The sequence below is a fragment of the Brevundimonas sp. UBA7534 genome (assembly GCF_002479325.1).
Taxonomy (GTDB): Bacteria; Pseudomonadota; Alphaproteobacteria; order Caulobacterales; family Caulobacteraceae; genus Brevundimonas.
In genome coordinates, this window is record NZ_DLMO01000088.1 from 1 (window position 1) to 21,465 (window position 21,465).

The following is a 21,465-nucleotide window of genomic DNA, read 5'->3' on the forward strand; positions in this document are numbered from 1 at the left end:
TCCACGTCCAAAAAGGCGCCTTGCGCCCCCTCGAACAGCACCCGCTTCCCTGCCTTCTGGGCCTGGTCCAGCACCCGCCAGGCCGGCTTCACATAGGGCAGGATCTTCGGCGCGATCTCCAGCAGCTGGTTCAGCAGCGCCTCGGGGTCGATCGGCTCCAGCCCCAGACCGGCCCGCAGCGGATCGTGGTGCGAGCGCAGCCGCTCGATCTTGACCTTCAGGTCGTCGGCGTTGGCCAGGTCGCACACCCGGATCGCCCGCCGGCCCACCTTGTCCTCATAGGCCGGGCCGATGCCGCGACCCGTGGTGCCGATCCGGGCGCCCGGCGCGCTGGCCGCGGCCTCGCGCGCCACGTCCAGCGCGGGGTGGATGGGCAGGATCAGGCAGGCGTTGTCGGCGATGGTCAGGATGTCGGGGCTGATCGTCACGCCCTGGGCCTCGATCTTCTCGATCTCGCCGACCAGATGCCAGGGATCGACGACCACGCCGTTGCCGATGATCGACGGCTTGCCCTGAACCACGCCACTGGGCAGCAGCGCCAGCTTGTAAACCTTGCCGTCCACGACCAGCGTATGGCCCGCGTTGTGCCCGCCCTGGAACCGCACCACCATGTCGGCGCGGTTGGACAGCCAGTCCACGATCTTGCCCTTGCCCTCGTCGCCCCACTGGGCGCCGACCACCGCAACGTTCGCCAAAGCCGTCTCTCCGCACTCGAATGCGGGCGCAGCCTATAGACGGGGAATCGTCCGGTGTCGTCCCTCTAATCCCCCCGTTTCGCTACCCTACCCGGGGGAGGATTGAAGCGCCGTCTCGAACGCCCATTCCAGCCACGGCGTCGCAGCCGCCACGTCCGCCGTCTCCACGGTGCAGCCGCACCATAGCCGCAAGCCCGGCGGGGCGTTGCGATGCGGCTCCATGTCGAACACCGCGCCCTCGTCTTCCAGCAAGGCCTTGAACCGCGTCACGAAGGCCTTCTGCGCCTTCTCGTCCAGGCCGGTCACGCGCGGATCGACGAACTTCAGGCAAACCGACGTCGTCGACCGGACTTCCGGCCGCTCCGGCAGGAAGTCGATCCAGTCGGTCCGCGCCACCCATTCGGCCAGGGCGGCGTAGTTGGCGTCCGTCCGCCGGATCAGTTCCTTCAACCCGCCAGCGGCCCGCGCCCACTCCAGGGCGTCGATCCAGTCCTCGATGGTCAGGATCGAGAAGGTGTTGATCGCCACACCGTCGGCCAGCGACCGATCGAACCGGCCCTTGCCGTCGGTGATCCGCAGCACCTTGGGCACGGCGCGCTCCGGCCGATACGTGTCCAGCCGGGCCACCGCGCGCGGCGACAGCACCATCACCCCGATCCCCGCCTCGCCGCCCAGCGCCTTCTGGAAGCTGAAGGTCGTCACATCCAGCTTGTCGAACGGCAACGGCATGGCGAAGGCGGCGGAGGTGGCGTCGCAGATCGCCAGCCCCTCGCGGTCGTCGGCGATCCAGTCGGCGTCCGGTACGCGCACGCCCGAGGTCGTGCCGTTCCACGGGAAGACCACGTCCTTGGTCCAGTCCGTCTGCGACAGGTCCGGCAGCTCGCCCCACGGCGCCGTCAGGGCCTCGGGCTCCAGCCCCAGGTGATCCTTCACGTCCGCCAGCCAGGTCAGGCCGAAGTTCTCGTAGGCGACCACCTGCACCGGACGGGCGCCCAGCATCCCCCACAGCGCCGCCTCCACCGCGCCCGTATCGGATCCCGGCGTATAGAGCATCACATGGCCGTCCGGCACTTCCAGCACCTCGCGCGTCAGCCGCAGCCCATGCGCGAACCGCTCCACCACCTCGGGCGCGCGGATGCCCCGTCCCAGCAGGTCGTGCGGCAGTCCCGCCAGGCTGTATCCCGGCCGCTTGGCCGTCGGACCGGCCGAGAACCACGGCCGCTCAGGCTTCACATCAGGTTTGGCGACCGTCATCTCACCGCCCCGGCGTGTAGGGCCGCTTGGCCCGCCATTCCTCGGCGAACTTCACCAGCGCCTCGTCCTGGTCGTCCGGCAGGGTCACCACCAGCTTGGCCAGCAGGTCGCCGCGCTTGCCGCCGGCGAACGCCCCGCGCCCCTTCAGCCGCAGCACCTGGCCCGAGTTCGAGCCCTTGGGCACCGTCATCTGCACCGCGCCCTCAGGCGTCGGCACCCGCACCTTGCCACCCAGCACCGCGTCGGGAACCGACACCGGCAGGTCCATGGTCAGGTCCGCGCCCTCGCGGCGATAGACGGGATGCGCCTCGATCTTCAGCTCGATCAGGGCGTCGCCGTTCTCGGCCCCTCGCCCCGGCGCGCCCTGTCCGCGCAGTCGGATCACCTGTCCGTCGGACGCGCCCTTGGGAATGGTCACGTCCAGCGTGCGCCCGTCCGAGAACTGGATGCGCCGCGTGGCGCCCGCAATCGCGTCCTCCAGGCTGATCTCCAGCGTCGCCTTCACATCCTGCCCGCGCGCGGTGAAGTCCCGCGCGCCGCGCTGCCGGCCGGCTCCGCCGAACATGCCGAACAGGTCGTCCAGGTCGATGCCTTCGAAGTTGGCCCGTCCGCCGGGTCCGCCGGTGTGGCTGAAGCCGCCCCCCGGACCGCCCTGGCCGAAGGGGTTGCCGCCGGCCCGCCCCCCGCCGAAACCGCCACGGAACTGCTCGTTGCCGTCGGCGTCGATCTGGCCGGCGTCGTACTTGGCCTTCTTCTCGGCGTCGCCCAGGATGTCGAACGCGGCGGTCACCCGCTTGAACTTGTCCTCGGTGATCTTGTCGCCGGGGTTCTTGTCGGGATGGAGCTCCTTGGCCAGCTTGCGGAAGGCCTTCTTGATCTCGTCCGCGCTCGCCCCTCTCGAAACGCCCAGTTCCTTGTAGGGATCGCTCGCCACGTCGTCTTCCGCTCCATGAAAATCCGCCTGTTCAGTTAGTCCATGCACCGCCCGGCGCAAAGGGCGGGCGCCGGCATAATCGTCAGTCCAGCGCGATTTCGGCGGGCTGGCCCCAGCCGAAGCCCTCGCCCCACTGGCGCACCCGCGCGCGCCCCACGCCCGCGTCTGCGAAATCTACGGACCGCATCGCGGCTGTGTAGATCGCCTGCGGCTGCAGGGTCTCGAAGGTGCGAACCGTCGCGCCGTCGTTCAGGATGTCGATACGCCAGCGCGCGGCGTCCCCGACCGCCGTCTCGCTCTCCCAGTTGTCGCCATAGAGGCGGGCGCGCGGCGCCCAACTCAGGACCTGCCCGCCGTCTCCGTCGGATCGCGCCGTCAGCCCGGCGGGCCGCCACGGCCGGTGATGCAATCCACGCGGCGTAAAGAGGGTCTGGGCGACCCCCGCCCCGCCCGGCGGCTGACCGCTGGGCCCCGTGCGACAGACCTGCGGCAGGCCCCGTTCCGCTCGGCGGCCACGACGTCGAAGGCGGTCAGCAGGGGGGCCAGCGCTTCGCGCGTCCGCATCGGCCGGTCGATGACATAGCCCGACGCCGTTCCCTCCACCCCGGTCACGGTGAAGTCCTCGACCCCGCCGCGCCTCAGCACCGCCGCGATCAGGTCCGCCCAAGCCCCGACCAGCCGCCCGTTCAGCCAGTGACCCGCATTCCAGGCCGAGGCGTCGGCCCAGATGTCGTCCAGCGCGGGAAACGCCGGATAGGGCCGCGCGTCCCAGCACCACAGGTCCGCCGCCTCCAGCATCCGCCCGTCGTAAAGCCCCGACTCCGGATTGTTTTCCGCCTGGGCGTAATGCCCCAGGATCGCTTCCAACGCCCGACGCTGGTGCTGGACGACGCGGTCCTGAGCGAGGCCGACATCGAGGCGGGCCTGTACGACCAGGCGTCGGTCGAGCTGTGGCGGGTGGACTGGAGCCGGCCGGACCTGAGGGTGCGGATGTGGGCCGGGCGGCTGGCGCGAGTGCAACGCGAAGACGGGCGGTTCACGGCCGAGCTGGAAGGGCCGCTGGCGCAGCTGGAGCGCGTCGTGGGGCGGACCTATGGCCGGATGTGCGACGCGCGGCTGGGCGACGGGCGCTGCGGGGTGGACCGGGCGCTGTTTCCGGGCGCGACCTGCGACAAGCGCTGGCAGACATGCGTGGGGACGTTCGGAAACGGGCGGAACTTCCGGGGCTTTCCCGACGTGCCGGGCGACGACTTCCTGACGGCCTATCCGGCGACGGGTGGGCGCAACGACGGCGGGAGCCGGCGATGAGGGAAGGATCGTTGGTGGTCGCCGCCGCGCGCGGGTGGCTGGGGACGCCGTATCGGCATCAGGTCAGCGTGAAGGGGGCGGGCGCGGACTGCCTGGGGCTGGTGCGCGGGGTATGGCGCGAGCTGGTGGGCGAGGAGCCGCAGGACGTGCCCGCCTACGCCGCCGACTGGGCCGAGGTCGGGGGCGAGGAAACGCTGCTGGAGGCGGCGGGGCGGTGGCTGGAGGCGGTCTCTGTCGGGGAGATGCGGGCGGGGGACGTGCTGCTGTTCCGCATGGCGGAGGGGGCGGCGGTCAAGCACTGCGCGATCCTGAGCGACGTCGAGGGGACGGAGCCGCGGATGATCCACGCCTACTGGGGTCGGTCGGTGGTCGAGAGCTGGATGGGGCCGTGGTGGCGACGGCGGCTGGCGGCGGTGTTCAGGTTTCCGGGAGAGTAGTGAATGGCGCAGGTGGTTCTGGGCGGGCTGGGGGGACTGGTCGGCGGCGGGCTCGGGAGGATCGTCGGCGGGGCGCTGGGCCGGGTCGTCGATAACGGACTGATCGGCGCGCTGGGCCCGGCGCGGGAGGGGCCGAGGCTGGAGGGGCTGAAGGTCCAGGGGACGGCCGAGGGGGCGCCGATGGCCTGCGTCTTCGGCCGGGCGCGGGTGACAGGACAGATCGTCTGGGCCGCGCGCTTCCTGGAGAAGCGCAACGAGAGCGGCGGCGGCAAGGGCGGGCCGAGGACGGTCGATTACGACTATTCGCTGAGTTTCGCCGTGGCGCTGTGCGAAGGGCTGATCGACGGGATCGGGCGGGTGTGGGCGGACGGCAAGCCGCTGGCCACGGCGGGCGTCGCCATGCGGCTGTATCGCGGGACCGAGGACCAGACGCCCGATCCGCTGATCGAGGCGGTGGAGGGAGAGGGCCAGGCGCCCGCCTGGCGCGGGACGGCCTATGTGGTGTTCGAGGATCTGCCGCTGGGACCGTTCGGAAACCGGCCGCCGCAGCTGAGCTTCGAGGTGTTCCGCCGCGCGCCGGGCCTGACGCCGGGGCTGGAGGAGCTGATGGAGGGGGTCTGCCTGATCCCTGGCGCAGGCGAGTTCGCGCTGGCGACCGAGCCGGTGACGCGGCGCGAGGGGCTGACCCGCACGGCCGCCGAGAACGTGCACCATTCGGAGGGGCGGCCGGACCTGGTCGTGTCGCTGGACCAGCTGATGGCCCAGGCGCCGAACCTGAAGCGAGTCAGCCTGGTGGTCGGCTGGTTCGGGACCAGCCTGCGCGCCGGCGAGTGCGAGGTCCGGCCGGGGGTGGAGCGGCGAGACAAGCCGACCGAGCCCCTGACCTGGTCGGTGGCGGGGCTGGACCGGGGCGACGCCCATCTGATCAGCACGGTGGACGGCCGACCCGCCTATGGCGGCACGCCGTCGGACGAGACGGTGCGCCAGGCGATCCGACTGCTGAAGTCGCGGGGGCTGGAGGTGACGCTGTATCCCTTCGTCTTCATGGACGCGCCCGGCTATCCCTGGCGGGGGCGGATCGCGGGCGACGACGGGGCCGGGGCGGCCGGGCAGATCGAGGCCCTGTTCGGGACGGCCGACGGCTGGGGCCTGAGGCGAATGGCGCGCCACTATGCGGCGCTGGCGGCCGAGACGGGGGCGCACGGCCTGCTGATCGGCTCGGAGATGCGGGGCGTGACCTGGACCCGCGACCATGCGGGCGGCTTTCCGGCGGTGGCGCAGCTGAGGGCGCTGGCGGCCGAGTGCCGGGGGATCGTCGGCCGGGGGATCAGGCTGTCCTATGCGGCGGACTGGTCGGAGTATTTCGGGCGACAGGCGGGCGGGGAGGCGATCTTCCACCTGGACCCGCTGTGGGCCGATGCGAACATCGATTACGTCGGGATCGACTGGTATCCGCCGCTGAGCGACTGGCGCGCCGGCGCGGGCGGGTTGGACGGCGAGACCTGGGCCGGGAAGAACGACCCGGCCTATCTGGCGGCCGGCGTCGCGGGCGGCGAGGGCTTCGACTGGTTCTACGCCGACGGGGCGGACCGGGCGGCGCAGGTCAGGACCCCCATCGTCGATACGGCGCATGGCGAGCACTGGCTGTTCCGACCTAAGGACCTGTTCGGCTGGTGGTCCAATCCGCATCACGACCGGCCGGGCGGGGTGAGGGCGGCGACGCCGACGGCCTGGGCGCCCCGGATGAAGCCGATCCGGCTGACGGAGGTGGGCTGCGCGGCGGTGGACCGGGGACCGAACGCGCCCAATCTGTTCCAGGACCCCAAGAGCAGCGAGAACGCCCTGCCGCCGCATTCGGGCGGGACGCGCGACGACACGGCCCCCGGCCGCCGTCATCGACCCCGCCGCCAGCCCGACCGAGGCCTCTTCCGCCCCCGCCGTCCAGCCGCTGGCCGCCCGGCACGTCAGGCCGTCCACCGTCAGGTCGCGGTCATGATCGGTGAATCCCGCCAGGGCGCCATCCGTCCGCTCCAGCCGCCACACATGGCACAGCGTCGCCGCCCCGCTCTCGATGCGCGCGACCAGTTCGTCGGGAATGTCGCGCATCCTCAGACCCTCACCTCGATCAGCGGGACCGCCGCCATCCGCCCGGCCTCGAAGGTCTCCAGCGTCGCCTCGATCCGGTCGCTGTCGAACCGCACCGGCGTGTCGAACTGGAATCCCGCCGTCACCGCCTGGCCCGACGCCGGCGCCGCATTCAGCGTCACCACCCCCGTCGTCGTCTCCACCGCGAAGGCGTCGGGGGCCAGCTCCACCCCCGCCACCGCCACCCGCACCGTTCCTTGGACCGGCTTGGCGATCGGCCGCGCCACGTCGCCGTACAGCTTGATCAGCGAGAAGGCCCGTCGCGCCCCTGTCCCGGCGCCCAGCATCTGGTCCATCGGTCCGGCCGCCGTCCCTGGCGCGCACGACCTGTGGTCGGCGAAGTCCTTGAAGCGGAATCCGTGCAGCCGCCCCCGCCGCGCCTCGAAGAAGGCGACCAGCTCGGCCATGTCGTCCAGCGACCGCAGATTGGCTCCGATCAGATAGCGCCTGCGCCCCATCACCCAGGGCGTCGATCGCCGCTCGTGTCCCGACGCCAGGGTCGCGATCTCGGTCCGTCGCTCCACCCCGCCGGTCGAGCCGAACGCCAGCCGCGCCGGCAGGCGCACCTCATGGAAGGCCATCCCCAACCTTTCCCTCGTTTCACTTGTTCGAAAATCCGCGCTCGTCCATGCTCCGCGCGCGGCCGGAGGGGCCGCTTCACCAGGAGCGAGACGCGTGCGCGGAGAAGTCCTCAGCTATGACACCACGGCCGGGACCGGCCTCATCAGCGGCGACGACGGCGTGCGCTACGGCTTCGACGCCGCCGCCCTGCAATCCCCCACCACGCCCGCGCCGGGCGTCCGCGTCGACTTCGTGGCCCAGGACGGCCAGGCGACCCAGATCCTGATCCTGGCCGGATCGCCCTCGACGGTGGGCGTCGCCGGCGCGGCGCCGCTGGCCGCGGGCTCGGGCTTCGACTTCCAGTCCGCCATGTTCTCGTTCGAGGGCCGACTGCGCCGCTCGCACTTCTGGATCGGCTTCCTGATCATTTTCGGGGCCAACGTCGTGCTGGGCTGGATCCCGATCCTCGGCTGGCTGATCTCGCTCGCCCTGATCTGGCCGAACCTGGCCATTTCGGTGAAGCGCCTGCACGACATGGGCCGCACCGGTTGGCTGGTCGTCGCGCCCTATCTGATCAGCTTCGCCCTGCTGATCGCCGGCATGGTCATCATGTTCGGCGGCATGGCGGCCACGGGCATGGCCTCCGACTATTACGAGGACAATCCCGCCGCGATCTTCGCCGTGATGGGCCCGGCGTTCGGCGTCTTCGCCCTGTCCTTCGTTGTGGGCGTCGCCTTCCTGCTCTGGATCGGCCTGACCGACAGCCAGCCCGGCGAAAACCGCTTCGGCCCGAACCCGAAGGGTTTGTAATCGTGAGTCGTGGCTCGTGAGACGTGAGCAACGTCTCCACTCACGAGTCACCCTTCACCATTCACGCCCTCACATCCGTCGTGCGCCCAGGCTGACCGCCCGGGCCAGCATCTGCACCACCTGCGCCTCGGACCGCAGCAGCGCCGGCGCGCCGCCGTCGACCGTGACGTTCACGGTCACCCCTCCGCCCGTCGCCGGACCGATCTCTCCGCCAGTCGTCGGCCGGAACACCTCCGGCCCGCGTTCGCCGACCAGATAGGCGCCGCCGGCCATAACCGGCCCGCCGTCCGCCCGCGCCCCGCCGAACGCGCCCAGCGCGGCCTGCACCGCGGCGCCCAGGCCGCCCGATCCCGCCGCCGCATTGACCGCGTTCAACACCGCCCGCGCCAGTTCGGCCAACGACACCTCTCCATCCGCCGCCGCTCGCGCCAGCGACCGCGTCAGGCTGTCGCCCGCCCGGCCGAAGGCGTCCTCGATCGCGCCCGCCGCCTCCTGCGCCGGCGCCTTCAGCGCCTCCAGCGCCGCCGCCGCCTCGGCCGCCTGACGTGGCACCCCGTCCAGCCCGCCCGGTTCGAACTCATCCGCCATCCGGCCAATCCTCCATCATTCGGTCCAGCGCCGTCCGCTCCAGCGGCCCCGCGCCCGCCGGCGCCTGGATCAGCATCCGCCATTCCCGCAGCGACAGCCGCCAGAACGCCTCCGGCGCGATCCCCAGCGTCGCCGCCGTCCTCAGCATCTCGGCCCAGGGCGTCATGCGGCCGCGGCCGTGAAGGCGCGCGCCACCGCCCGCGCCGCCTCGCGCGGCTCCACCCCGGCCGCCAGGGCGCCGTCCTCGCGACCGCCGCGCAGCAGCGCCGCCAGCACCGTCATCAGGTCCGTCGCCGACAGCGCCCGCATCCGCTCGGCCACCGCCGCCAACCCCTCGACGCCCAGCCCCGTCTCGATCTCCGCCAGCGCTCCCAGCGTCAGGCACAGCCTGCGCTCGGCCCCGGCCAGGACGACGACCGTCTCGCCCCGCGCGCCGTTCGCCGTCATATCGCGCTGAACGCCACGGCCCCGGCGCTGGCCAGGCTGATCGCGAAGGTCGCCTCCCCGGAATGATCGCCGGCGTATTCCAGCGCCGCCACCAGGAAGGGTCCCTCCAGCACGCCGAAATCCGGCACGATCAGCCGCCAAGTCTTGGCCGCCTGGTCGAAGAAGGCCTCGCGCACCAGCGCATCCGACGCCGCGTCGCGAAAGATCCCCTGCCCCGACACCGCCGCCGACTTCACCCCGGCGCCCGCCAGCAGTTCGCGCCACCGCCCGGCGCTGTCGCCGTCGGTCGCATCGACCGTGCGCGCGTTCAGCGAGATCGTCCGCGCCCTCAACCCCGCCACCGTCGTGAACACGCCCGGCGCGCCCTCGATCTTCAGCAGCATGTCCTTGCCCGCCTGTGCGGTCATGTCCGTCTCTCCCTCTGGTCGTGAATCGTGATTAGTGATGCGTGATCGCGTGCCGGCCGGCGTCGTCGCCACTCACGATTCACGAGTCACTGCTCACGTCCTCGGTCACCGCCCTCAGCCGCACCACCGCCCAGGTCCGCCGTCCGTCTCCCGATCGGGCCACGTCCGACCAGACGACGCGCAGCGACACCGTCCGCACCCCGTCCGCCTCCAGCGTCGCCTCGTGCAGCCGCGCCCTCGCCGCCGCCGAGATCGCCTTGGCCTCCTCGGTCCCGGAAAAGCGCGACACCGCCGTCAGGGTCAGCCTCTGCTCGACCCCGCCGCCGTCGGCGTCCAGCGGCCGGCTCTCGCTCCGCCCGATCAGAAGATGCGGCAGTTCGGCGCCCTGCGGCGCCTGGTCGAACACCCGCCCGTCCAGCAGGGCCGCCAGCGCCGCATCGCCCCTCAGCGCCGCGACCAGGGCCTTCTGCAGCGCGCTCTCGTGATCGGTCATCGCACCCGCTCCAGCCCCAGCTTCGCCCGCCCCAGCCGCGCCGGCTCCACCGTCATGATCGTCCAGTCCGCCCCGCCGAAGCGCAACAGCCGCCCGACCTCCAGGCGCGGATCGGCCCGCGCCTCGGCCGTCATCGTCTCGACCGCCTGGCGTTCGTCGCGCGCCCCGCGCTCCTGCCGCCGCCGCGCCCCGCACTTCAGCCACGTCGATCCGACCGCCTCGTGACTCACGGCCCGCCCGCCATAGGGCGTCTCGGCCTCGACCGGCCGGTACAGCCCCGCCAGCACCCGCATCGCCCCCGTCACAGCCGCACCACGCGGTAGGGCGCGATCCAGCCTTCGACCGTCGCTACGCTCATCTCCGCCTCGCCCCGCTCATAGGCCCTGAGCGCCAGCATCAGGATCGCCAGCCGCAGCGGCGCGGGCGAGGTCGACGTCAGGCTCAGCCCCACGTCCCCCTCCACCCGCGCCTGGGCCGCCTCGACCAGCGTCGCGATCAGCCCGTCCTCCGCCTCATGCTCGACGCGCAGGAACAGCTTCGCCTCGGCCACCGTCACCGGTGCGGCCATGGGAACCTCCAAAATTTCAAGGTTGCGCGGCCCGTCTCCTCCCCATCGCCTGCGATGGGGAGGGGGACCACGAAGTGGTGGAGGGGCTCTTGCCGCCCGCAGAACCCCTCCGTCTCGTCGCCTGCGGCGCCGATCCACCTCCCCATCGCAAGCGATGGGGAGGAGACCTGACCGTCAGCTCGCCGCGAACTTCATCACCTTAATCGCGTCGAAGTTCTGCACCCCGCCGCCGACGCGCTTGGTCGTGTAGAACAGCACATAGGGCTTGGCCGTGAACGGGTCGCGCAGCACCCGCACCCCCGCCCGATCCACGATCAGATACCCCCGCTGGAAATCGCCGAAGGCGATCGACAGGCTGTTGGCCGCCACATCCGGCATGGTCTCGATCTCGGTGATCGGATAGCCCAGCAGGCTGGCGTTCTCTCCCAGCCGCGCCGCCGGCTGCCAGATGTAGTTGCCGTCCGCGTCCTTGAACTTGCGCACCGTCGAGACCGTGCGTCGGTTCATCACGAACCGCCCGTTCGGCCGGTACTGGGCCTTGGGCGCATAGATCAGGTCGATCAGCTTGTCGGTCGGATTGGTCGCGGCGAAACCGCCCGCGGCGCCCGACGCCACATAGCCGATCTGGCCCCAGGCGTGGTCGGCGTCCGCCACCGTCGCATAGCTCAGGAAGCCGCGCGGCTTGTTCGTCCCGTCGCCGGTGACGAAGGCCTGGGTCTCCTGCGCGGCGAAGGCGTCCTCCACCTCCCCGGCCAGCCATTCGTCCAGATCGACCAGCGCGTCGTCCAGCAGATTCTGGGTCGCCGCCGGGCTGGCGTAGAGGTCGGCCGACGGGAACTCCAGCAGGGCCAGGGTCGCCGGATCCGTCTCCGGCCGCGCCGCCGTCTCGGCCACCCAGCCCGAGGCGACGCCCGCCGTCGACACCGGCTTCTTGAACACGCCCGCCGCGACCGTGCGGACCGTGGCGATCTCGCGCATCGGCGACACGGCCATCAGCCGGCGCTCGATGGCCCGCTCGGTCTCGTACGGCACGATATAGCCGCCCGAACTGGCGCCGGTGCTCAGGCCCGCCTTGGTCTCCAGGCCGCCGAGGGACGGGGCGGCCTGCCCCGTCTTCAGATAGCCGTCCCAGGCCGCCTTGGCCTCGGGCGCCGACACGGGCTCGGCCGGCTCCCCGCCGATCTGGGGACGCCGCCTCTGGCTCATCGCCCGATCCAGCCGCGCCTGGGCCGCCGCGACCGCCTGGTCGATGCGCGCCACCTTCTCCTCCAGCAGCACGTCGGCCGCCGCCTTCTTCTCGATCTCGTCCAGCCGGGCGTCGTTCGCCCCCTTGAACGCCTCGAACGCCGCCATCACCTCGCGCACGGCGTCGCGCGCCTCCGGCGAGCCGGAAGCCTGTTTGGTCTCTTTCATGATGTCTCCGGTTTGAGAAACCGCGGGTTGCGGTTAGGTTCGGGACGTGAACCGCCCTCTTGAGCTTTTGTTGAAACTAGCGGGCCCGTATCCCGCGCCGTTGGAAGACTGTGCGAAGATCGTTCTCGCGTTCGCTGCCCTCATAAACACGCTGGCTTTATGGGCGGCTTGGTTGCCGATGCCTGATTTCGTCTCCGGCGTTTTATCGTGGCTTTGGCCTGTCGCCGGTGTCGTGATAGTCGCCGGACTCGCGCGCGTTTTCGCCCAATATGCAGCGCTCCGGCGGCAATCTCTCGCCAGCGCCGACCTCTCATCGCCGCTGAAGCGTCTGCAGCGCTGGTGAGCACACTGATGGCCGCCCGCCTCACCCGCCTCGAAAGCGCCGTCCTCGACGCCCTGGCGTGGGAGTTGCGCGATGTCGCCCCCGACTTGGCCGGCCAGGTGGAGGAAAGCCTGCCCGGCCTGCGCCGCAACACCGGCGCCGGCCTCTATTCGGAACGGATCGTCGACCGCCATCGCCCGCCGCCCCGCTCCGAGGCCCAGCGCCAGGCCACCGGCCTTTACGGCACGGTCCACGCCATGGTCGGCGATCTGGAGGATCCCATCGCCTTCCAGGTCGAGCTGCGCCAGGGCCGGCTGATCGCCCTGCACGGCCAGAGCTACGGCCAGGACACCCGCGCCATCGACTTTTCGACCACGCCCTTCGACGAGGTCTTCACCGTCGACGAGACCGGCGAGTCCGTCCTCTACGACCCCGCCGCCCATCGCCGCGAAAGCCCGCTCCACCGCCTGCACGACCACCCCGATTCGATCCCGCCCGGCCCGGCCGATGGTTCCGTCGCCCCGCCGCCTGGCGCCAAGCTGACCGCCCTCCAGCGCGTCCAGCTGGAGCCGACGCCGGAGTCCAACGCCAAGACCTTCGGCCTGCCCCCGTTCGAAGAGGGGCCGCCCCCCGGTCCCACACCGACCGGCCCGGTCGCCCTGGTCTCCGCCGGCCTCCACCTTCTGGTCGTCGTCGCCGGGCTCTTCCTGGTCTTCGCCCTGCGCTTCTCGTTCGTGTTCGTCATGGTGGTCGGCGTCTGGCTGCTGCGCTGGATGAACGGCAAGCCGGGCCGCGCCGCCGTCCGCGACCTGACCGAGTGGCTGCGTCAGGCGGGCGTCTTCGACAGGCTGAACCGCGCCCCCGGCAGCATCGGAAACGTCACCAGCGACACCTCCCACAGCTCGACCCCGCTCAGGACCCGCAGCCGGCCCTGACGCCGCGCCCGCGCGGTGCGATAGCCGATCGACAGGCCGTCCAGCGCCCCGGCCCGGCTTAGCGCCTGGGCCAGCCGCGCCTCGGGCGACCAGTCCATGATCCGGCCCCGCACGAACAGGCCGCGCGCGTCCTCGGCGATCTCGTCCCAGACCCCGACCACCGCGCGGCCGTCGTGGCCGTGCAGCATCCGCACCCCCTCGGCGCCGGTCTTCGCCAGGCTGTCGGCGAACGCCCCCGCCTGCGCCACGTCTCCGTTCAGGTCCGCCGCACCCCACAGCGAGGCGTAGCCTTCGATGACAAGAGGTGAGTCGTGAAGGGTGATTCGTGAACCGAGGACAGCCCCTATCCCCCCCACCGTCTTGATGTCGGCATTCACGAACCGCGATTCACCACTCACGACGTTCCCTCCAGCCTCCGCTCGATCCGCTCCACGGCCGCCGGCGTCGCCTCGCCCTGCGCCTCCAGCCGCGCCAGCCGTTCGGCCACCAGCCGCTGCTCCCCGACCCGCTGCTCCAGCGTCGCGATCCGCGCCGCCGCCCCGCCGGCCCACAGCAGACCGGCGATCGTCTGCACCGCCAGCGCCGCGATCAGCGCCGCCGGGATCTTGCGCAACGGCTCCATCATCCTTCCAGCCCCGCCATCCGCCGCCGCTCCTCCTCCGTCAGGAAGCTCGCCCCCTCCAGCCGCGCCCACAGGGCGTCCCGCTCGGGCTGCGGCGCCGCCACGGCGTCCAGGTCCGGCCGCACCTCGCAGCCGGCGAACCGCTCGCCCAGCCACCCCGTCATCGCCCCGGCCGCCTTCCGCACCAGCGGGATCACCGTCTGGCGCCAGAAGGCCGCATTGGCCTCGCGATAGTTGGCGTAGGTCGCATCGCCGGGGATCCCCAGCAGCTGCGGCGGAACCCCGAAGGCCAGGGCGATCTCGCGCGCCGCCGCGTGCTTGCCGGCCGTGAAGTCCATCTCCGCCGGCGTCAGGCTCAGCGGCTTCCAGTCCATGCCGCCTTCCAGCAGCACCGGCCGCCCGGCGTTCGCCGCACCCGCATAGGTCTCGTCCAGCTGCGCCTTCAGCGCCTCGAACTGGTCGTGGGTCAGCCGCTCTCCGTCCCGCGCCCCATAGACCAGCGCCCCAGACGGCCGCGCCGCATTGTCCAGCAGCGCCTTGTTCCAGGCCCCCGCCGCATTGTGCGCGTCCACCCCCTGCGCCGCCGCCTCCAGCGGCGACAGCCCATACCAGTCGTCCAGCGGGTGCCACAGCTTCAGGTGCATCACCGGCGCCCAGCCGTCCGCCGCCCGCGCGATCCGAACCGAGCGCCCATCGACCGAATAGTCCCACGCCTCCGGCCACCCCGACCGGCCCGGCACCACCTTCACCCGGTCCGACCGCAGCGCCCACAGCTCGTCCGGCGCGCCGTCGCCGTCCCCGTCGCCGGTCGCCTCGACATAGGCGTTGCCCGACACCTGCAACGCCCCGTACAGCGCCTCCATCAGCTCCGCCCCCGACTGCTCGGGATTGGGCCGCCGGATCAGCTTGGCCAGCGGATGGGCGTCGTCCCGCGCCCCGTCCACGAACACCGCAAACGGCGCGGACGCGGCGGCCTCGGCGATCATCCGCACGCAGCGATAGGCCACCGCGTTCCGCTGATACCCCTCGCGCGCCAGGCTGGCGTAGTCGTTCGGCGTCCACCTGGGCCTTCCGACGCTGGAAAACGCCACCACCGCCCCCGCCCGGCTCGCCTTCGCCTCGGGCGCAGCCGCTCGCGCCCGCTGGCCGAACGGCCATCGCATCGAAACCATGATCATCCCCTGCTTTTCTTGAGATCCTCCCCCGCAAGGCGGGGGAGGGGGACCACGAAGTGGTGGAGGGGGCGGACGCCGCACCGACTTTGGAAACCAGAGTCACGGAACCTGTCGGTCAAACCGAGTCCGGTTCCGCCCCCTCCACCACCCTTCGGGCGGTCCCCCTCCCCCGTTCCGCTTCGCTTCTCGGTGGAGGATCTTATAACCGCCGCACGCTCGGCCCCTGGCCGCCGCCTTCCAGCATCAGCCGCGTGATCCCCCACACCAGCGCATCGGCCCGGTCCGGGCTCTTGCCGCCCCCGCATCCCAGCGCCAGCATCTCCTCCTCCAGCGCCGGAAAGTCGCCGCAGTGGACCACCCGCCCCTGTTCGTAGAGCAGCGCCACGGGCTCGGCCCGCGCCGCCTTGGACCGCGACGCATGGACCAGCTTCACCGGCGCGGCGCAGTCCGCCTGCGCCAGCACCGACCGCACCATCTCGCCGCCCTGGTTGCCCTCGGCCACGATCTCCCGCGCGCCGAAATCCGTCACCGCCTCCGCCACCGCCCCGGCCCATCCGCGTGGCGACATCCCCCGCACGGTCCGGTCCGCCAGCACGAAGGCCCGTCGCTCCTTCCGCCCCACCACCACGATCCCGCAGGCGTCGCCGTGCGCGGTCGCCGGCGGATCGACCGCCACGACCACCCGGTCCAGCTCGGCCGGCCGCGCGCCCCGCGCCCGTTTCAGGTCCTCTATCCGGAACAGGGCGCCCTCGCCCTCGACCACCAGCCCCTCCAGCTCCTGCGCCTCCAGCCGCGTCCCGCCGTACAGCGCCGTGAGATGCGCCAGAAAGCCCGGCGCCAGGTTCGCCGCATTGGCCGCCGTCCCCGCCCGGTCCGTCACCGTCCCCGCCTCGGCCATCAGCCGCCGCAGCGCCGGGATCGGCCGGGGCGTGGTCGTCACCGCCAGCTTGGGATCGGTCCCCAGCCTCAGGCCGAACCTCAGGTTCGACAGCACCGTTTCGGGCTCGCGCCAGGCGCAGAACTCGTCCGCCCAGGCCGCATGGAACTGCGGCCCGCGCAGACTGTCGGGATCCTCCGCCGAAAAGGCGTAGGCGGCCGAGCCGTTCTTCCACAGCAGCCTGCGCCGCCCCGCCTCCCAGCGCGGCCTGTCCCCCGGCTCCGCCAGGGCCTTGATCCCCGACGGCCCCTCCACCATCACCTCGCGCACATCGTGCAAGGCCGGTCCGACCAGCGCCAGATTCACCAGGTGCTTACGCGCCAAGGTGTCGATCCACACCGCCCCGGCGAAGGTCTTGCCCGACCCGCGACCGCCCAGCAGCAGCCAAGTGCGCCAGTCAGGTCTCGTCGGCTGAACCTGGTGATCGTTGACCCGCGCCTTGCGAAGCTCCCGCCTCAGCGGCGCTCCCTTCAGCGTCTCTAGCTCGCTTTCTCTCGATGATGGCGTCGAGCCGATGGCAGTGAGCGGCCAGCTCGCGTCGCAGCCGCTCGTCTTCCTCGGGGTCGTAAGTTCGTCCACCCATCTCGTCCTCTTCGCTGTCGGCGGCCAGACGGGGTTCCAGCGCGGCCACCGCCTTGGCCGCCCGCGCGATCACGCCGACCGCGCGCGCCAGCTTCTCGGCCTCGGCCACGCCCTCGATCTTCGGCGCGTCGCAGACGGCGTCCAGCGCCTCGTCCACCTTGGCTTTCAGTCGCGCGCAGACATGGCCCAGCCAGCCGGCGCTCTCGCCCCCGGCCCCCGTCTCGTCCCCATTTCTCGCCATGAACCAATCATAGCGCACCAGCGTCCTCAGGCGCGTCGATCGCCTCGAGAAAAGCACAAACCCATGATTTCGTTGGATTCAGACCAGCGTCATTATGACAGTTGGCCGGCGCGACCTGGCGCCCTCAGCCCCGCTCCAGCGCCCACTCCGGCGCCTCGAAGTCCAGCGCGTCTTCCGGCTCGGCCAGCGCTAGCTCAGAGATCGTCTGCCCCCGCACCGACACCCCCGCCGCATGCACCGTCTCCCGGTCGCCCGACACCAGCGGATGCCACCACGCCAGGTCCCGCCCCTCGTGGATCCGGCGATAGCCGCACGACTGCGGCATCCACTCCAGCGCCTCGATATTGCCGGGCGTCAGCTTGATGCAGTCCGGCACATGCGCCTTCCGGTTCGCATAGTCCGAACAGGCGCAGGTCTTTGGATCGAACAGCTTGCAGTGCACCCGCGTCGGGATCACCTCGCCGGTGTCCTCGTCCTCGAACCGGATCACGCAGCACAGCCCGCACCCGTCGCACAGGCTCTCCCACTCGGCCGGCGTCATCTCCGCCAGGGTCTTGGTGCGCCAGAAGGGTTGCATGGCGGCGTCATACAGGTCGATCCGGGCGATGTCGCGGCCTTCAGTGCGAAACGGCCTTGGAGAACAGGTTGATGACGACCACCCCGGCCACGATCAGGACCAGGCCCACCACCGCCGGCGGGTCCAGCCTCTGGCGGAACAGCACCAGGCCGATGATCGAGATCGCCACCACCCCCAGACCGCTCCAGATCGCATAGGCGATCCCCACCGGCATCTGCCGCAGCGCCAGGCTCAGCAGGTAGAAGGCGCCCAGGTAGCAGACGGCCATGCCCAGCGTCGGCCCCAGCCGACTGAACTGTTCGGACTTCTGCAGCAGGGTGGTCCCCGCCACCTCCAGCCCGATGGCGCCCAGCAGCGCCGCCCAGGTCCCCATGCTCATTTCGCAGGGCTCATCGCGCGGTCCTCATGCGTCGTTGCCGCTGATGGCGTGGCCGGGGGTCAGCAGCGACAGCAGCGCCTGCCGCTGCTCGGCCGACACCTGATGGATGCCGAACATGTCGGAAATCCACAGCCCGTCGGCGATCAGCCTCAGCATCAGGGCGTCGTCGGCCCCGACCGGGTCGCTGGGATCGTCGGCCTTCACCCGGTCGATCCAGCCCTTCCAGCGCAGAGCCAGCGCCGGTTCGATGGCGCAGGCGGCCATGGCGACCCGTCCGATGCTGACGTCCTGCGGCGTCACGGGCTCCGTCACCGTCGCCCGCAGATAGGCCCGCGCGTTGCGGCCATAGGGTTCCGGGTCCCGCGCCGCCTCGGCCAGGATGCCGTCGGTGTGCAGCTGGCCCAGATGGTCGATCATCCCCTCCAGCAGGGCGATCTTGGTCGGGAAATGGTGCAGCACCGCGCCCTTGCTGACCGTCGTCCGCGCCGCCACGGCGTCCAGGGTGAAGCCCGAGGCGCCCAGTTGGGCGGCGACCTCCAGGGCCTTGTCGATGATCTCGGCGCGGGTGTCGTCCGGCGCGCGGCGGCGGGCTGCGATGTCCATGCCGCCTACATACCGGCTGGACGGTAGCAGTCAATTCCTCCCCCGCCGCGGGGCAGGGGGACCGCGCAAGCGGTGGAGGGGGCGGACGTCCCACCGACCTTTCCAGTGGAATCTCGATCCCACACCCCCTAGATCATGCCCGTTTCCGCCCCCTCCGCCACGCTGCGCGTGGTCCCCCTCCCCGCTTGGCGGTGGAGGATCGAAAGTCAGATGGCCGCCAGACCTCCCCTCGTCGCCCTCAAGGACGTCCGCCTCCAGGACGGCCCCCGCCCCCTGTTCGACGGCGTCGACATGGCGATGGAGCCGCGCAGCCGCGCCGCCCTGGTGGGCCGCAACGGGGCGGGCAAGTCCACCCTGATGAAGGTCGTCATGGGCCTGGTCGAGCCGGACAGCGGCGACCGTTCGGTCCAGGCCGGAACCCGCTTCGCCTATGTCCCGCAGGAGCCGGTCATCACGGGCGAAACCCTTTTGGACTACGCCGCATCCGGCGAGGCCGAGGCCTGGACCGCCGAGGCCTGGCTGACGACCTTCGGCCTCGATCCCGCCAAGTCGACCCAAGGCCTCTCCGGCGGCGAGACGCGCCGCGCCGCCCTGGCCAAGGCCTTCGCCGAGGAACCCGACCTGCTGCTGCTGGACGAGCCGACCAACCACCTCGATATCCTGGCCATCGAACTGCTGGAAAACGAGCTCCTCCAGGCCCGTTTCGCCCTGCTGGTGGTCAGCCACGACCGCGCCTTCCTGAACCGCGTCACCGACACCGTCCACTGGCTGGAGGGCCGGCGCGTCCGCACCCTGAACAAGGGCTTTGACGCCTTCGACGACTGGTCCGCCAAGGTCATGGAGGAGGAGGCCGAATCCCTGCGCCGCCTGACCAAGAAGATCGAGGCCGAGACCTACACCTTCTACCGCTCCATCACCGCCCAGCGCACCCGCAACGAAGGCCGGGCCCGCGCCCTGATGGCCATGCGCGCCGACCGCGCCGAACGGGTCAAGGACCTGCCGCGCGAGCTGAACCTGGGCGTCGATTCCGGCGCCGTCTCCGGCAAGCTGGTGGCGGATGTGAAGGGGGTGTCGAAGGGCTACGGCGACCGCACCCTGTTCAGGAACCTGACCACCCGCATCCTGCGCGGCGATCGGCTGGGGATCGTCGGTCCCAACGGCGCGGGCAAGACCACCCTGGTCAAGGTGCTGCTGGGCGAACTGGCGCCCGACGAAGGGACCGTCCGCATGGGCGCGAACCTGGAGCCCGTCTATCTGGACCAGTCGCGCGAGGGGCTGAAGTCCGACATGACCCTGTGGGACGCCCTGACGCCCGGCGGCGGCGACAGCATCCTGGTGCGCGGCCGCTCGATGCACGTGGCCGCCTACGCCAAGGACTTCCTGTTCCAGGAGGCCCAACTGAAACAGCCGATCTCCACCCTGTCGGGCGGGGAACGCAACCGCCTGCTCCTGGCCCGCGCCCTGGCCAAGCCGGCCAATCTGCTGATCCTGGACGAGCCGACCAACGACCTGGACATGGACACGCTCGACAAGCTGGAAGAGCTGCTGGAGGGCTACGACGGCACCCTGATCCTGGTCAGCCACGACCGCGACTTCATCGACCACCTGGCCACCTCGACCCTGGCGCTGAACGGCCGGGGCGACATCGTCGAGACCCCTGGCGGCTGGACCGACTTCCTGCGGCAGAACCCGGGCTTCCTCGCCGCCCCTCCCTCCCCCCGCGGGGGAGGGTCGTCGCGCAGCGACGGAGCGGGGGCGGCCGGGCGATCCAGCGCCGACCCCTCGCCCGCCCCTCCCAGGAAAACCGCCAAACTCTCCTACAAGGACGCCCGCCGTCTGGAGGAGTTGGAGAAGCTGCTCGAAACCCTGCCCGCGACCATCGCCCGGCACGACGCAACCCTGGCCGATCCCGACCTCTACGCCCGCGATCCCAAGGCCTTCGACGTCGCCATGAAGGCCGCCGAAAAGGCCCGCACGGACCTTGAATCGGCCGAGATGGAATGGCTGGAGCTTGAGGAGAAGAAGGCGGCCCTGGCGGGCTGAACGTCAGCCGTCCGTCGCGCTCTGGTCCTTGAGCGCGGCCGCCTTGGCGCGTCGATCCTGCACCACGGCCACCACGATCGCCGCCACCAGCCCGAACGGGAACCACAGACCGAACTTGCCGGTCAGCAGGCCGATCAGGCCGAAGATCACCAGCACGGCGAAGGGGGTCAGGCGTTTCATCCCGCCACGCTAGGCCAAAGCCCTGCGGGCCGTCCAGCATCTTGAGGCGGCCCTCCCCCGGTCTCCGCCCCTCGACGTCTGGATCGGCGTCGCTATCTTCGGCCCATGCCCTTGCGCGTCCACACCGTCGAGTTCCCGCCGCCGCAATTGGCGGCCCAGCGGCGCATCAACGCCGTCCTGGCGCGGGCGCCGCGCCTTCGCACCGATCCCTGGCGGGTCGAAGCGGGCCAGCGGCTGTCGACCTGGCTGGACGCGGCCGCCGGCCGACTTCACGCGCCCCGCCTGCGAAAGCGCGGCGTCTCGGTCGAGGTGCGCGCCCCGGACGAGGACCTGTCGGTCCCCCTTCGCATCCTGCGGCCCGAGGGAACGCCCCGCGCCGTCGTCCTGGACATCCACGGCGGCGGCTGGGTCCTGGGCAGCGCCAGCCTGAACGACCGGCTGAACGCCCATCTGGCGCGGCACGGCTTCTGCGTCGTCTCGGTCGACTATCGCCTGCTGTCGGAGCGGCGGGGCGTCTTCATCGAGGCGGCGATAGAGGACTGCCTCCAGGCCGCCTACTGGACCGTCAGCCACGTCGACCAACTGGGCGCCGCCGATCTGTTCATCGCCGGGGAATCGGCCGGCGCCCACCTGGCCGCCCTGACCGTCCTGGCGCTGCGCGACCGGGGGCTGATCGACCTGGTCCGGGGCTGCGTCCTGGCCTATGGCGTCTATGACCTGTCGGGGACCGACGGCGTCCGCGCCGCCGGGCGCGACACGCTGCTGTTCGACGGCCCGACGATGCGGACCGACCTGGCCCGCCTGGCCCC

Annotated in this window: 30 protein-coding genes and 2 pseudogenes; 8 read left to right on the plus strand and 24 right to left on the minus strand. The window is 71.4% G+C overall.

What is annotated here, in order from left to right; translation table 11 throughout:
* The 5 genes from B2U11_RS06530 to B2U11_RS06550 all read right to left on the minus strand — a co-directional run.
* Window positions 1-695 (minus strand): adenylosuccinate synthetase (locus B2U11_RS06530; protein WP_292070694.1); only part of this gene is annotated, 695 nt, incomplete at its 3' end.
* Window positions 696-782: 87 nt separating this feature from the next.
* Entirely contained in the window at window positions 783-1,949 is a 1,167-nt protein-coding gene (locus B2U11_RS06535) for a phosphoserine transaminase (RefSeq protein ID WP_292070696.1), read from the minus strand.
* Window position 1,950: 1 nt separating this feature from the next.
* Window positions 1,951-2,883: a J domain-containing protein gene (locus B2U11_RS06540; RefSeq protein ID WP_292070698.1), complete on the minus strand. Its 933-nt coding sequence runs from the start codon at window positions 2,881-2,883 to the stop codon at window positions 1,951-1,953.
* A gap of 82 nt (window positions 2,884-2,965) precedes the next feature.
* Entirely contained in the window at window positions 2,966-3,292 is a 327-nt protein-coding gene (locus tag B2U11_RS06545; protein ID WP_292070700.1) for a hypothetical protein, read from the minus strand.
* Window positions 3,259-3,750 carry a baseplate megatron protein TIM-barrel domain-containing protein gene (locus B2U11_RS06550; protein ID WP_292070702.1) on the minus strand — a complete coding sequence of 164 codons (492 nt, stop codon included), beginning with the start codon at window positions 3,748-3,750 and terminating at the stop codon, window positions 3,259-3,261. Before B2U11_RS06550 ends, B2U11_RS06545 begins: the two co-directional genes overlap by 34 nt.
* On the opposite strand from B2U11_RS06550, the gene B2U11_RS06555 reads away from it, so the two are divergent.
* From B2U11_RS06555 to B2U11_RS06565, 3 genes and pseudogenes are all read left to right on the plus strand, one after another.
* Window positions 3,730-4,191, plus strand: coding sequence for a baseplate hub protein (locus tag B2U11_RS06555; protein ID WP_414632943.1), 462 nt, complete (start codon window positions 3,730-3,732; stop codon window positions 4,189-4,191). The two genes, B2U11_RS06550 and B2U11_RS06555, sit on opposite strands and share 21 nt — an antisense overlap.
* Window positions 4,188-4,628 (plus strand): NlpC/P60 family protein, encoded by a 441-nt coding sequence (locus B2U11_RS06560; RefSeq protein ID WP_292070703.1) that lies wholly within the window; start codon window positions 4,188-4,190, stop codon window positions 4,626-4,628. The genes B2U11_RS06555 and B2U11_RS06560 overlap by 4 nt, the downstream gene beginning before the upstream one ends.
* A 3-nt stretch (window positions 4,629-4,631) precedes the next feature.
* Window positions 4,632-6,503: pseudogene (locus B2U11_RS06565) on the plus strand (baseplate multidomain protein megatron); the annotation flags it as partial.
* 66 nt (window positions 6,504-6,569) lie between these two features.
* Here B2U11_RS06565 and B2U11_RS06570 read toward each other — a convergent pair.
* Window positions 6,570-6,734, minus strand: a pseudogene (locus B2U11_RS06570) (baseplate hub protein); the annotation flags it as partial.
* 2 nt (window positions 6,735-6,736) lie between these two features.
* A complete protein-coding gene (locus tag B2U11_RS06575) occupies window positions 6,737-7,354 on the minus strand; it encodes a DUF2460 domain-containing protein (RefSeq protein ID WP_292070732.1) in 618 nt (205 codons plus the stop codon).
* A 94-nt stretch (window positions 7,355-7,448) separates the two neighbouring features.
* Between B2U11_RS06575 and B2U11_RS06580 the strand changes: the two genes are divergently transcribed.
* Window positions 7,449-8,144 carry a DUF805 domain-containing protein gene (locus tag B2U11_RS06580; RefSeq protein WP_292070704.1) on the plus strand — a complete coding sequence of 232 codons (696 nt, stop codon included), beginning with the start codon at window positions 7,449-7,451 and terminating at the stop codon, window positions 8,142-8,144.
* Window positions 8,145-8,213: 69 nt separating this feature from the next.
* On the opposite strand, the gene B2U11_RS06585 is transcribed toward B2U11_RS06580, so the two are convergent.
* The 8 genes from B2U11_RS06585 to B2U11_RS06620 all read right to left on the minus strand — a co-directional run bounded on the left by B2U11_RS06585 (window position 8,214) and on the right by B2U11_RS06620 (window position 12,060).
* Window positions 8,214-8,732 carry a phage tail tape measure protein gene (locus B2U11_RS06585; protein ID WP_292070705.1) on the minus strand — a complete coding sequence of 173 codons (519 nt, stop codon included), beginning with the start codon at window positions 8,730-8,732 and terminating at the stop codon, window positions 8,214-8,216.
* Window positions 8,722-8,898 (minus strand): phage tail assembly chaperone, encoded by a 177-nt coding sequence (locus tag B2U11_RS06590; RefSeq protein WP_292070707.1) that lies wholly within the window; start codon window positions 8,896-8,898, stop codon window positions 8,722-8,724. Before B2U11_RS06590 ends, B2U11_RS06585 begins: the two co-directional genes overlap by 11 nt.
* Window positions 8,895-9,179, minus strand: coding sequence for a GTA-gp10 family protein (locus tag B2U11_RS06595; protein WP_292070710.1), 285 nt, complete (start codon window positions 9,177-9,179; stop codon window positions 8,895-8,897). The genes B2U11_RS06590 and B2U11_RS06595 overlap by 4 nt, the downstream gene beginning before the upstream one ends.
* The gene (locus B2U11_RS06600; RefSeq protein WP_292070712.1) at window positions 9,176-9,586 is read right to left on the minus strand and encodes a phage major tail protein, TP901-1 family; all 411 of its coding nucleotides are present in this window, start codon (window positions 9,584-9,586) and stop codon (window positions 9,176-9,178) included. The genes B2U11_RS06595 and B2U11_RS06600 overlap by 4 nt, the downstream gene beginning before the upstream one ends.
* Window positions 9,587-9,665: 79 nt before the next feature.
* The gene (locus B2U11_RS06605) at window positions 9,666-10,079 is read right to left on the minus strand and encodes a DUF3168 domain-containing protein (protein WP_292070714.1); all 414 of its coding nucleotides are present in this window, start codon (window positions 10,077-10,079) and stop codon (window positions 9,666-9,668) included.
* Entirely contained in the window at window positions 10,076-10,384 is a 309-nt protein-coding gene (locus B2U11_RS06610) for a phage head-tail adapter protein (protein ID WP_292070715.1), read from the minus strand. Before B2U11_RS06610 ends, B2U11_RS06605 begins: the two co-directional genes overlap by 4 nt.
* Window positions 10,381-10,647 (minus strand): head-tail connector protein, encoded by a 267-nt coding sequence (locus B2U11_RS06615; protein ID WP_292070717.1) that lies wholly within the window; start codon window positions 10,645-10,647, stop codon window positions 10,381-10,383. Before B2U11_RS06615 ends, B2U11_RS06610 begins: the two co-directional genes overlap by 4 nt.
* Window positions 10,648-10,821: 174 nt before the next feature.
* Window positions 10,822-12,060, minus strand: coding sequence for a phage major capsid protein (locus B2U11_RS06620; protein WP_292070719.1), 1,239 nt, complete (start codon window positions 12,058-12,060; stop codon window positions 10,822-10,824).
* Window positions 12,061-12,106: 46 nt separating this feature from the next.
* On the opposite strand from B2U11_RS06620, the gene B2U11_RS06625 reads away from it, so the two are divergent.
* Entirely contained in the window at window positions 12,107-12,403 is a 297-nt protein-coding gene (locus tag B2U11_RS06625; RefSeq protein ID WP_292070720.1) for a hypothetical protein, read from the plus strand.
* An 8-nt stretch (window positions 12,404-12,411) separates the two neighbouring features.
* On the plus strand, window positions 12,412-13,317 hold the full coding sequence (locus tag B2U11_RS06630) for a hypothetical protein (protein WP_292070721.1): 906 nt from the start codon (window positions 12,412-12,414) through the stop codon (window positions 13,315-13,317).
* Here the strand turns inward: B2U11_RS06630 and B2U11_RS06635 are convergent.
* The 8 genes from B2U11_RS06635 to B2U11_RS06670 form a co-directional block, all read right to left on the minus strand.
* Complete coding sequence (locus B2U11_RS06635; RefSeq protein ID WP_292070735.1) at window positions 13,209-13,640, minus strand: HK97 family phage prohead protease; 432 nt, start codon at window positions 13,638-13,640, stop codon at window positions 13,209-13,211. The genes B2U11_RS06630 and B2U11_RS06635 overlap by 109 nt on opposite strands.
* Before the next feature lie 71 nt (window positions 13,641-13,711).
* Window positions 13,712-13,939 (minus strand): hypothetical protein, encoded by a 228-nt coding sequence (locus B2U11_RS06640; protein WP_292070737.1) that lies wholly within the window; start codon window positions 13,937-13,939, stop codon window positions 13,712-13,714.
* Window positions 13,939-15,117, minus strand: a complete 1,179-nt coding sequence (locus tag B2U11_RS06645) for a phage portal protein (protein ID WP_292070722.1) — start codon at window positions 15,115-15,117, stop codon at window positions 13,939-13,941. The genes B2U11_RS06640 and B2U11_RS06645 overlap by 1 nt, the downstream gene beginning before the upstream one ends.
* A 196-nt stretch (window positions 15,118-15,313) precedes the next feature.
* Window positions 15,314-16,525: a DNA-packaging protein gene (locus tag B2U11_RS06650; protein ID WP_414632944.1), complete on the minus strand. Its 1,212-nt coding sequence runs from the start codon at window positions 16,523-16,525 to the stop codon at window positions 15,314-15,316.
* The gene (locus B2U11_RS06655; RefSeq protein WP_292070724.1) at window positions 16,449-16,874 is read right to left on the minus strand and encodes a hypothetical protein; all 426 of its coding nucleotides are present in this window, start codon (window positions 16,872-16,874) and stop codon (window positions 16,449-16,451) included. Before B2U11_RS06655 ends, B2U11_RS06650 begins: the two co-directional genes overlap by 77 nt.
* A 124-nt stretch (window positions 16,875-16,998) precedes the next feature.
* The gene (locus B2U11_RS06660; RefSeq protein WP_292070726.1) at window positions 16,999-17,451 is read right to left on the minus strand and encodes a YcgN family cysteine cluster protein; all 453 of its coding nucleotides are present in this window, start codon (window positions 17,449-17,451) and stop codon (window positions 16,999-17,001) included.
* A 40-nt stretch (window positions 17,452-17,491) separates the two neighbouring features.
* Window positions 17,492-17,830 (minus strand): DMT family transporter, encoded by a 339-nt coding sequence (locus B2U11_RS06665; protein ID WP_292070727.1) that lies wholly within the window; start codon window positions 17,828-17,830, stop codon window positions 17,492-17,494.
* Between the two features lie 24 nt (window positions 17,831-17,854).
* The gene (locus tag B2U11_RS06670) at window positions 17,855-18,433 is read right to left on the minus strand and encodes a TetR/AcrR family transcriptional regulator (protein ID WP_292070728.1); all 579 of its coding nucleotides are present in this window, start codon (window positions 18,431-18,433) and stop codon (window positions 17,855-17,857) included.
* Window positions 18,434-18,643: 210 nt separating this feature from the next.
* Between B2U11_RS06670 and B2U11_RS06675 the strand changes: the two genes are divergently transcribed.
* Window positions 18,644-20,476, plus strand: coding sequence for an ABC-F family ATP-binding cassette domain-containing protein (locus B2U11_RS06675; RefSeq protein WP_292070729.1), 1,833 nt, complete (start codon window positions 18,644-18,646; stop codon window positions 20,474-20,476).
* A gap of 3 nt (window positions 20,477-20,479) precedes the next feature.
* On the opposite strand, the gene B2U11_RS06680 is transcribed toward B2U11_RS06675, so the two are convergent.
* Complete coding sequence (locus B2U11_RS06680) at window positions 20,480-20,656, minus strand: hypothetical protein (protein WP_292070730.1); 177 nt, start codon at window positions 20,654-20,656, stop codon at window positions 20,480-20,482.
* A 105-nt stretch (window positions 20,657-20,761) separates the two neighbouring features.
* On the opposite strand from B2U11_RS06680, the gene B2U11_RS06685 reads away from it, so the two are divergent.
* Window positions 20,762-21,465: alpha/beta hydrolase (locus B2U11_RS06685; RefSeq protein ID WP_292070731.1), on the plus strand; the 704-nt coding region annotated here is incomplete at its 3' end.

Excerpts from the sequence above, each read along its gene's own strand:
- B2U11_RS06535 (WP_292070696.1), bottom strand. The coding sequence starts at position 1,949 with ATGACGGTCGCCAAACCTGATGTGAAGCCTGAGCGGCCGTGGTTCTCG.
- B2U11_RS06555 (WP_414632943.1), top strand. The coding sequence starts at position 3,730 with ATGCCCCAGGATCGCTTCCAACGCCCGACGCTGGTGCTGGACGACGCG.
- B2U11_RS06560 (WP_292070703.1), top strand. The coding sequence starts at position 4,188 with ATGAGGGAAGGATCGTTGGTGGTCGCCGCCGCGCGCGGGTGGCTGGGG.
- B2U11_RS06575 (WP_292070732.1), bottom strand. The coding sequence starts at position 7,354 with ATGGCCTTCCATGAGGTGCGCCTGCCGGCGCGGCTGGCGTTCGGCTCG.
- B2U11_RS06585 (WP_292070705.1), bottom strand. The coding sequence starts at position 8,732 with ATGGCGGATGAGTTCGAACCGGGCGGGCTGGACGGGGTGCCACGTCAG.
- B2U11_RS06590 (WP_292070707.1), bottom strand. The coding sequence starts at position 8,898 with ATGACGCCCTGGGCCGAGATGCTGAGGACGGCGGCGACGCTGGGGATC.
- B2U11_RS06595 (WP_292070710.1), bottom strand. The coding sequence starts at position 9,179 with ATGACGGCGAACGGCGCGCGGGGCGAGACGGTCGTCGTCCTGGCCGGG.
- B2U11_RS06600 (WP_292070712.1), bottom strand. The coding sequence starts at position 9,586 with ATGACCGCACAGGCGGGCAAGGACATGCTGCTGAAGATCGAGGGCGCG.
- B2U11_RS06605 (WP_292070714.1), bottom strand. The coding sequence starts at position 10,079 with ATGACCGATCACGAGAGCGCGCTGCAGAAGGCCCTGGTCGCGGCGCTG.
- B2U11_RS06615 (WP_292070717.1), bottom strand. The coding sequence starts at position 10,647 with ATGGCCGCACCGGTGACGGTGGCCGAGGCGAAGCTGTTCCTGCGCGTC.
- B2U11_RS06620 (WP_292070719.1), bottom strand. The coding sequence starts at position 12,060 with ATGAAAGAGACCAAACAGGCTTCCGGCTCGCCGGAGGCGCGCGACGCC.
- B2U11_RS06630 (WP_292070721.1), top strand. The coding sequence starts at position 12,412 with ATGGCCGCCCGCCTCACCCGCCTCGAAAGCGCCGTCCTCGACGCCCTG.
- B2U11_RS06640 (WP_292070737.1), bottom strand. The coding sequence starts at position 13,939 with ATGGAGCCGTTGCGCAAGATCCCGGCGGCGCTGATCGCGGCGCTGGCG.
- B2U11_RS06645 (WP_292070722.1), bottom strand. The coding sequence starts at position 15,117 with ATGATCATGGTTTCGATGCGATGGCCGTTCGGCCAGCGGGCGCGAGCG.
- B2U11_RS06655 (WP_292070724.1), bottom strand. The coding sequence starts at position 16,874 with ATGGCGAGAAATGGGGACGAGACGGGGGCCGGGGGCGAGAGCGCCGGC.
- B2U11_RS06660 (WP_292070726.1), bottom strand. The coding sequence starts at position 17,451 with ATGCAACCCTTCTGGCGCACCAAGACCCTGGCGGAGATGACGCCGGCC.
- B2U11_RS06665 (WP_292070727.1), bottom strand. The coding sequence starts at position 17,830 with ATGAGCATGGGGACCTGGGCGGCGCTGCTGGGCGCCATCGGGCTGGAG.
- B2U11_RS06670 (WP_292070728.1), bottom strand. The coding sequence starts at position 18,433 with ATGGACATCGCAGCCCGCCGCCGCGCGCCGGACGACACCCGCGCCGAG.
- B2U11_RS06675 (WP_292070729.1), top strand. The coding sequence starts at position 18,644 with ATGGCCGCCAGACCTCCCCTCGTCGCCCTCAAGGACGTCCGCCTCCAG.
- B2U11_RS06680 (WP_292070730.1), bottom strand. The coding sequence starts at position 20,656 with ATGAAACGCCTGACCCCCTTCGCCGTGCTGGTGATCTTCGGCCTGATC.